Origin of the sequence: Spirillospora sp. NPDC046719, from assembly GCF_040645715.1 — a bacterium.
Classification (GTDB): Bacteria; Actinomycetota; Actinomycetes; order Streptosporangiales; family Streptosporangiaceae; genus Spirillospora.
This window is the reverse complement of the sequence record NZ_JBEYYT010000415.1, coordinates 1-8,235: the sequence shown is the minus strand read 5'-3', so window position 1 is coordinate 8,235 and position 8,235 is coordinate 1. Positions and strand designations below refer to the sequence as shown.

The following is an 8,235-nucleotide window of genomic DNA, read 5'->3' as shown; positions in this document are numbered from 1 at the left end:
GAACCGGGACCGGCCACGACGCGTTCGGGCCCTCGACCGGGCCCGCCTGATCAAGCCCTCGCGATCAGGCGTCCACCTTGAGGTGGGAGGGGAGCTCGCCGGTCCCCTTGGCCCACTGGTGGGCGGCGGCACGGGTGGCCACCAGCCGCGCGACCTCCACGCCGACGCCCACCACCACCGCCCAGCCGATCGCCTCGGCCAGCGCCACGTCCGGAGACTCGGGGTTGGTCGGCGGCTCCTTGCCGGTGCTCTTCTTCCACACGAGCGTGATCGCCTTCTTCGCGGCCCAGCCGCTCGCGAAGGCCGCGGCGCCGGCCATCACGCGATAGCCGATGTCGCCCTTGTCCGCCATCATCGTCCTCCAGTCGTCCTGTCGCCTCCGACGCTACCGGAACGCCCCGCTCCGGGCGGGAAAGGCCGCCGCGTCGGCGCGGGCAAGTGGCATGCGGAGGGGACGGATGTCAATACCATTGCCCCATGACAGAGCAGCCGCGTACGCCGAGCGTCCCTCCCAAGCCCTCCCTGGACGGCCTGGAGGACAAGTGGGTACGCGCCTGGGAGGACGCCGGCGTCTACCGCTTCGACCGCACCCGGCCGCGCGGCGAGGTCTACTCGATCGACACCCCGCCGCCCACCGTGAGCGGCTCCCTCCACGTCGGCCACGTCTTCTCCTACACCCATACCGACACCGTCGCCCGCTTCCACCGCATGCGCGGTCGCGCCGTCTTCTACCCGATGGGCTGGGACGATAACGGGCTGCCCACCGAGCGGCGCGTGCAGAACTACTTCGGCGTGCGGTGCGAGCCGTCGCTGCCCTACGACCCGGAGTTCGAGCCGCCGGCCAAGCCCGACCCGAAGCGCCAGGTCCCGGTGTCGCGGCGGAACTTCATCGAGCTGTGCGAGCGGCTCACCGAGGTCGACGAGAAGGCGTTCGAGGAGATGTGGCGCCGCGTCGGCCTGTCGGTCGACTGGACCCACCTCTACTCCACCATCGGCGAGGCGTCCCGGACGGCGTCGCAGCGCGCGTTCCTGCGGAACCTGGCGCGCGGCGAGGCGTACGTGTCGGAGGCGCCGACGCTGTGGGACGTGACGTTCCGCACGGCCGTCGCGCAGGCCGAGCTGGAGGACCGCGAGCAGCCGGGCGCGTTCCACCGCATCCGGTTCCACGGCGACGAGCGGCCCGTCTACGTCGAGACGACGCGCCCGGAGCTGCTGCCGGCGTGCGTGGCGCTGGTCGCGCACCCCGACGACGAGCGGTACCAGGAGCTGTTCGGGACGACGGTCCGCACGCCGCTGTTCGGCGTCGAGGTGCCGGTCCTCGGGCACCGGCTCGCCGAGCCCGACAAGGGGTCGGGCATCGCGATGATCTGCACGTTCGGCGACGTCACGGACGTCACCTGGTGGCGCGAGCTGAACCTGCCGACCCGGGCGGTGATCGGCTGGGACGGCCGGCTGTCGGCCGAGCCGCCGGCGGGCGTCCCGGCGGAGCCGTACGCGGAGCTGGCCGGCAAGACGGTCTTCTCCGCCAAGGAGCGCGTCGTCGAGATGCTCCGCGAGTCCGGCGACCTGGACGGCGAGCCGCGCAAGATCAGCCGTCCGGTGAAGTTCTACGAGAAGGGCAACAAGCCGCTCGAGATCGTCACCACCCGGCAGTGGTACATCCGCAACGGCGGGCGCGACGCCGCGACCCGCGCCGAGCTGCTCGCGCGCGGCGCGGAGCTGAACTGGCACCCGCCGTACATGCGGGCCCGCTACGAGAACTGGGTGGAGGGCCTGAACGGCGACTGGCTGATCTCCCGGCAGCGGTTCTTCGGCGTGCCGATCCCGGTCTGGTACCCGCTGGACGCGGCCGGCGAGCCGCGCTACGACGCGCCGATCGTCCCGCCGGAGGACGCGCTGCCCGTCGACCCGTCCTCCGACGTCCCGCCGGGCTTCACCGAGGACCAGCGCGGCAAGCCGAACGGGTTCACCGGCGACCCGGACGTCATGGACACCTGGGCGACGTCGTCGCTGACGCCGCAGATCGCGGGCGGCTGGGAGCGCGACGCCGACCTGTTCTCCCGGGTGTTCCCCTACGACCTGCGGCCGCAGGCGCACGACATCATCCGGACGTGGCTGTTCTCGACGGTGGTCCGGTCGCATCTGGAGCACGGGTCGCTGCCGTGGACGGACACGGCGCTGTCGGGCTGGATCCTCGACCCGGACCGCAAGAAGATGTCGAAGTCCAAGGGGAACGTCGTCACCCCGATCGACCTGCTGCGCGAGTACGGCTCGGACGCCGTCCGGTACTGGGCGGCGAGCGGCCGGCCGGGCACCGACACCGCGTTCGACACCGGCCAGATCAAGGTCGGCCGGCGGCTCGCCATCAAGATCCTCAACGCGTCGAAGTTCGTGCTGGGGCTCGGCGAGGTGGACCGGGACGCGGCGGTGACCGAGCCGCTGGACCGGGCGATGCTGGCGTCGCTGTCCGGTGTCGTCGCGGACGCGACGGAGGCGTTCGAGGGCTACGACTACACGCGCGCCCTGGAGCGCACGGAGCGGTTCTTCTGGGAGTTCTGCGACGACTACCTGGAGCTGGTCAAGGCGCGCGCGTACGGGGAGGGGCCGGAGGCGCAGTCGGCGCGCGCCGCACTGCGGTCGGCGCTGTCGGTGCTGCTGCGGCTGTTCGCGCCGGTGCTGCCGTTCGTGACCGAGGAGGTCTGGTCGTGGTGGCGGAAGGGCTCGGTGCACGCCGCGTCCTGGCCGCTGCCGGGCGAGCTGCCCGCGGGCGGCGACCCGGCGGTGCTCGCCGCGACCGGCGAGGCGCTGCGGCAGGTCCGCAAGGCCAAGTCGGAGGCGAAGGCGTCGATGCGCGCGGACGTGTCGCGGGCCGTGGTGCGCGGCGCGGAGGCCGGCCGGGTCTCCCGTTCCGACCTCGCCGCCGCGGGGCGGATCGCCGAGCTGACGCTGGAGAGCGCGCCCGCCGACCTGACGGTGGACGTGACGCTGGCGCCCGCAGGCTGAACCCGCCGGGCCGTCCGGTCCCGCGCGCGGCGCGCGGGACCGGCCCGTGCCGGACCACCCGGCGGCGTCCCGGCGGCGTCCTGCGGGGTCAGATCGCGCAGGGCAGGTGCTTGATCCCGTTGATGAAGCTGGAGAACAGCCGGTCGGGCTCCCCGGTCGCGCGGATCCGCGGGACGCGGGTGAACAGCTCGCGGTACATCACCGTGATCTCGCGGCGGGCGAGGTTGGCGCCGAGGCAGAAGTGCGGCCCGGGGCCGCCGAACCCGACGTGCGGGTTCGGCGAGCGGGTGATGTCGAACGCGTCCGGGTTCTCGAAGACCGTCTCGTCGCGGTTCGCGGAGTTGTAGAAGAGCAGGACCTTGTCGCCCGCCTTGTACTCGTGGCCGTTCATCTCGTGGTCGCGGGTCAGCGTCCGGCGGAACTGGATGACCGGCGTCGCCAGCCGGACGATCTCCTCGACCGCGCCCGGGATGTGCGCGTCGAAGTCCTCCAGCAGCAGCGCGCGCTGCTCGGGGTTGTCGGTCAGCAGCTTCAGCCCGTGCGACATCGCGTTGCGGGTCGTCTCATTGCCGGCGACGACGAGCAGGATGAAGAACGAGCCGATCTCCTGGTCGGTCAGCGACTCGCCGTCCACGTTCGCCGAGACCAGCGCCGACACCAGGTCGTCGCCGGGATTCCTGCGGCGCTGCCGGGCCAGCTTCATCGCCAGGTGGTTCAGCTCGTACCCGGCGGCCAGCACCTTGAGCAGCCCGTAGAGGGCGCCCATGCGGGTGATGCCGTCGCGGGCGTAGTTCTTGCCGCCCGTGTACTCGGGGTCGCCGAGGCCGAGGATGAGGTTCGTCCGGTCGTACACCATGGGGCGGATGTGCTCGGGGATCCCCATCATGTCGCAGATGACCTGCAGCGGGAGCCGCGCCGCGACGTCGGTGACGAAGTCGGTCGAGCCCTTGGCGAGCAGGTCGTCGACGATCCGGGTGGCGCTGCGCTGGAGGTCGTCCTCCGTCTTCTCCAGGACGCGGGGGGTGAACGCCCGCGACACGATCCGGCGGATCTTGGCGTGCCGCGGGTCGTCCATGTTGATCATCGAGCCGAAGTAGCGGGCGAGGAACCGCGGCAGGTCGGCGATGCTGTTGGAGCACGGCTCGCTGCTGAAGATCTGCGGCGTCCGGCTCGCCTCGACCACGTCGGCGTGCCGGGCCAGCGCGTAGAAACCGGCGCCCGACTTGACGAACGGCAGCTTCAGCTCCTGGAAGAACGCCGGATGGTCCCGCTCGCGCAGCCGGGCGAAGGCGGCCAGCCGCCGCTCCTGGGGCAGGGCCCAGAACTCCAGCGTGGACAGGTTGCCGTCGATCTCGTCCCGCGCAGCGGTCGTCACGCCCGCTCACCGCCCTCGGCGTCGTGTCCAGAATCGGGTTCGGTTTCTATCGAACCGGCGTCCAATGGCGCCGTCAAGGCGAACCCGGTGATTCAGGCCGCCGGCGCCGCGGTCCGCCCGTGCAGGACGGCGCGCTCCACCGCCGTCCACGTGCCGGACGCCAGCAGGTACAGCACGGCGGCCAGCGGCACGAACGCCGCGAAGACCACCGTCCCGAACGGCGCCACCCGGGCCAGCGCGCCCGCCGCCCCGGCCGGAGCGGTCCGCGCGGCCCGCCGCGATGACCACACCGCCAGCGCCGCGAGCAGCGCGAACAGGCCGAGGAACACCAGCGACGGCGGCGCGAACAGGCCGCCGCCGACCAGCCCGATCCAGTTCTGCCCCAGCGGCGCGCCCAGCAACGTGTGCGCGAGCAGGACGTTCTGGTGCCCCGCCACCGTCGCCGAACGGAACAACCGGTACATCACCATGAAGAACGGCACCTGCGCGAACATCGGCAGGCATCCCGACAGCGGGGTCGCGCCCTCCGCCTCGTACAGCGCGGCCGTCTCCCGCTGGAGCCGCCGCGGGTCCCTCCCGTGCTTCTTCTGCAGGGCCTGGACCTGGGGCAGCAGCCGCGCCCGGGTCCGCTCGCCGCGGGCGGCCGAGACGGCGAGCGGCAGCATCGCCAGCCGGACCAGGAGCGTGAACAGGAGGATCGCGGCGGCGGCCGCCGACGGTCCGGCGACCGGGCCGATGCCGTCGGCCAGTCCCTTGACCAGGGTGTACGCGAGCGAAACGGGAACGTCGAACACGGACATGAGCACCTTCCGGTGGGAGGGGGATCGAGGGCGTGCCGGCCGCGCTCAGGCGGCCGCGATCTCCGCTCCCGGTGCCCGCGGGCGGGGGCGCCCCGCCGCGTCCGGATCGCGCTGCGGGAGGAAGGCGGTCCGCAGCGTCCGTTCCCGCAAGGTCGTCCGCACGCGCGCCAGTGCCGCCCGGTGACCCGGCCCGGCCGCGCGCACACGCACCACGGCCAGGACGACCAGTCCCGCCATGGTGACCGTCGCCAGCGCCACCAGCACCGGCTGCCCCGGCGCCGTCCCGGCCCATTCGGCCGCGGCGAGCACCCGCAGCAGCGCGGCGACCACCAGCGACCAGAACACGAACGGACCTTCCTGACGATACGGACTTTCCGCAGTGTCCCACTCATCCCCGCCGGTACGCCATCGGTGCCGGGTGCCGGCGGGGAAACGGGGTAGGGTCGCGCGCGGAACAGGACGCGAGGGCGTTTCACATGCGGCCCGCCGCCCTCGGCCCCGGTATTGTCGTGTGGCTTCTCGGCGGGACCGCCGGAACGCTCCCGAACGCGAGGTGGACGTTGGGCAAGGTCGATGTGCTGATCAAGCGGCTCGATCCCGGGCTGCCCCTGCCGCAGTACGCCCACGCGGGCGACGCGGGCGCCGATCTGGTCGCCGCCGAGGACGTCGAGCTGCCGCCGGGAGAGCGCGCCGTCGTCCCCACGGGCATGGCGATCGCGCTGCCCGACGGCTACGCCGCTTTCATTCACCCCAGGTCCGGTTTGGGCGCTAGGTTGGGGGTCACCATAGTCAACGCACCCGGTACGGTCGACGCCGGCTATCGGGGTGAGATCAAGGTGACCCTGCTGAACACCGACCGCCGCGCCACCGTGCGGCTGCGGCGCGGCGACCGCATCGCGCAGATGGTCGTGCAGCGGGTGGAACAGGCTGTGTTCCACGAGGTCGCCGACCTTCCCGGATCGGCCCGCGGGACCGGCGGATTCGGCTCCACGGGCGGGTACGGCGGGCCGGAGGCTCCCGGGCATGGGTGACACTGGTAACGAGCACAGTCGAGAAGGAGCGTGAGTCGTGGCTTTTGGACGTCGCCGGCAGGCCGAGGAGCCCGAGAAGGGGCCCGAGGCGACCGAGGAACCGGCGGAGGCCGTTGACGAGGCCGCCGAGGAGGCTCCCGCCGAGGCCGCGAAGGCCGAGGGCGGGCCCTGGGACTCCGAGGACTCCTTCCCCGAGATGCAGCGCCTGGACTTCGGCTCGATGCGGGTGCCGATCGCGCCGGGGCTCGGTTTCCAGGTGAACTTCGAGGCCACCCAGGTCGACGAGGAGGGCAACCCCCTCGACGGCCGGCCGGTCGCGGTGCTCGTCCAGTACGAGGAGAGCGCCATGCAGCTCCAGGTGTTCGCCGCGCCCAAGCGCAGCGGCATCTGGGACGACGTGCGCCGCGAGACCGCCAAGGACATCGAGGAGGAGGCGCAGGGGCAGACCCAGGAGGGCGAGGGGCCGTTCGGTCCCGAGCTGCTGGCGATGATCCCCGCCGCGCTGACCGAGGAGGTCCTCGCGGAGATGCCGCAGGAGGTCCGCGAGCAGATCCCGCAGGAGTTCGTCGACCAGGGCTGGGCGCCGCAGATCATCCGCTTCCTCGGCGTCGACGGCCCCCGCTGGTTCCTCCAGGCCGTGGTGCAGGGCGCCGCGATCGAGGACGAGGAGCAGTGGCAGGTCCTGGAGGACGTGCTGCGCGGCGTGGTCGTCGTCCGCGGCGACGCGCCGATGCCGCCCCGCGACCTGCTCGAGCTGCAGATCCCCAAGGAGTTCAGCGAGGCCGGGGAGAACGGCGAGGAGCAGGGCGGCGAGGAGAGCTTCAACCCGTTCGAGCGCGGCCCCGAGATCACCGAGGTCCGCTGACCCGGGACCCCGTTACGGGCCCCGTCCCGTGACCGCCGTCGCCCGCCGGGCCGTGCGCCGCTTTTCGGTCGCACGGCCGGCGGGTTTCTGCGTTCCGGGGAGCGCCGGGTTCCTTGCGTCCGCCGCCCCCCGGGTGGTCAATCGGGACATGTCGAAGAGAACGCGGAAGCGCCGGGCCCGCAAGCGCAGCAAGCACAACAAGGGCAAGCGGCCCAACGCCCGGCACTGAGCCGCGCGCCGGGTCGCGGTCGCCGCGCTCAGGCCGCGTTCGGCGCCGTCACCCTCCGATCATCTCGAAGGGCATGGCGTGCTCCACGCCCACGGCCCGTCCGGTCGGCTCGACGATGCCGGTGAGGAACGCGGCGGCGTCGAAGCCCGCGCCGAGGTTGCCGAAGTACACCTCGTGCGCCAGCAGCGAGTCGATGCCGTCCTGCAGGTGGCCGGTGACGTCCACGTAGTGCCCGGCCTGCGGCGACCCGCCGAACAGCGCGAACCGGACGCCCTGCCACGGCTCCAGGCCGAGGTCGCGGAACACCCAGCGGTTCGCCGCGTCCCTGATCGCGTCGGCGACCGCGAGGCCGAGCACCCGGTGGTCGGCCATGTTGAAGCCGCCGCCGGGGAAGGTCTCGCGGAAGTTCACCGACAGCACCACCTCGGGCCGGTGCCGCCGGATCGCCGCCGCGAGGAGGCGCCGCAGCGGCAGCCCGTACTCCAGCACGCCGTCCTGCAGGTCCAGGAACTCGACGTTCTCGACGCCGACCCGGCGGGCCGCCTCGATCTGCTCCAGGGTGCGGACGCGGCGCACCTCGTCCGGGTCCATGCCGTCGATCCCGGCCTCGCCCCGGGTCGCCAGCACCTGCGTCACGCTCTTGCCCTGGGACGTCCACTTCGCGACCGCGGTCGAGCCGCCGTACTCCAGGTCGTCGGGGTGCGCGACGATCGCCAGCGCCCTGTCCCAGTCCTCCGGTACCGGTTCCATGGCCCCATCCTGGCGGACGGGCGGCGGCCGCCGAAGCTCCTAAGATCGCGCCATGACATCGGCGCCGGAACCCGTCCGTCCCGCGGGCCTGCTCGATTCCGGGACCGCGCCCGCCGCACCGCCCGCGCCGGACGGTGCGCCCGCGTTGACCGGGCCGCCCGAGGCGGCGCTCGCGCTGGCGC

Annotated in this window: 9 protein-coding genes; 4 read left to right on the top strand and 5 right to left on the bottom strand. The window is 72.8% G+C overall.

What is annotated here, in order from left to right; translation table 11 throughout:
• Positions 1-64 precede the first annotated feature (64 nt).
• Positions 65-352, bottom strand: coding sequence for a DUF4235 domain-containing protein (locus ABZ914_RS41345; protein WP_190860091.1), 288 nt, complete (start codon positions 350-352; stop codon positions 65-67).
• Positions 353-477: 125 nt separating this feature from the next.
• Here ABZ914_RS41345 and valS point away from each other — a divergent pair, with 125 nt between their 5' ends.
• Complete coding sequence (gene valS, locus ABZ914_RS41340; RefSeq protein ID WP_500200114.1) at positions 478-3,003, top strand: valine--tRNA ligase; 2,526 nt, start codon at positions 478-480, stop codon at positions 3,001-3,003.
• Positions 3,004-3,091: 88 nt separating this feature from the next.
• On the opposite strand, the gene ABZ914_RS41335 is transcribed toward valS, so the two are convergent.
• The 3 genes from ABZ914_RS41335 to ABZ914_RS41325 all read right to left on the bottom strand — a co-directional run bounded on the left by ABZ914_RS41335 (position 3,092) and on the right by ABZ914_RS41325 (position 5,523).
• Positions 3,092-4,378: a cytochrome P450 gene (locus ABZ914_RS41335; RefSeq protein ID WP_500200113.1), complete on the bottom strand. Its 1,287-nt coding sequence runs from the start codon at positions 4,376-4,378 to the stop codon at positions 3,092-3,094.
• A 92-nt stretch (positions 4,379-4,470) separates the two neighbouring features.
• Entirely contained in the window at positions 4,471-5,178 is a 708-nt protein-coding gene (locus tag ABZ914_RS41330) for a YidC/Oxa1 family membrane protein insertase (RefSeq protein ID WP_500200111.1), read from the bottom strand.
• Between the two features lie 45 nt (positions 5,179-5,223).
• Complete coding sequence (locus ABZ914_RS41325) at positions 5,224-5,523, bottom strand: DUF6412 domain-containing protein (protein WP_500200109.1); 300 nt, start codon at positions 5,521-5,523, stop codon at positions 5,224-5,226.
• Between the two features lie 215 nt (positions 5,524-5,738).
• Here ABZ914_RS41325 and dut point away from each other — a divergent pair, with 215 nt between their 5' ends.
• The 3 genes from dut to ABZ914_RS41310 all read left to right on the top strand — a co-directional run bounded on the left by dut (position 5,739) and on the right by ABZ914_RS41310 (position 7,303).
• The gene (gene dut, locus ABZ914_RS41320) at positions 5,739-6,209 is read left to right on the top strand and encodes a dUTP diphosphatase (RefSeq protein WP_241755869.1); all 471 of its coding nucleotides are present in this window, start codon (positions 5,739-5,741) and stop codon (positions 6,207-6,209) included.
• Positions 6,210-6,246: 37 nt separating this feature from the next.
• The gene (locus ABZ914_RS41315; RefSeq protein WP_500200107.1) at positions 6,247-7,074 is read left to right on the top strand and encodes a DUF3710 domain-containing protein; all 828 of its coding nucleotides are present in this window, start codon (positions 6,247-6,249) and stop codon (positions 7,072-7,074) included.
• Between the two features lie 148 nt (positions 7,075-7,222).
• Positions 7,223-7,303, top strand: coding sequence for a 50S ribosomal protein bL37 (locus ABZ914_RS41310; protein WP_483860509.1), 81 nt, complete (start codon positions 7,223-7,225; stop codon positions 7,301-7,303).
• A gap of 48 nt (positions 7,304-7,351) precedes the next feature.
• Here the strand turns inward: ABZ914_RS41310 and ABZ914_RS41305 are convergent, their stop codons facing one another.
• Positions 7,352-8,053 carry a PIG-L deacetylase family protein gene (locus ABZ914_RS41305; protein ID WP_190860020.1) on the bottom strand — a complete coding sequence of 234 codons (702 nt, stop codon included), beginning with the start codon at positions 8,051-8,053 and terminating at the stop codon, positions 7,352-7,354.
• Positions 8,054-8,235: the final 182 nt, after the last annotated feature.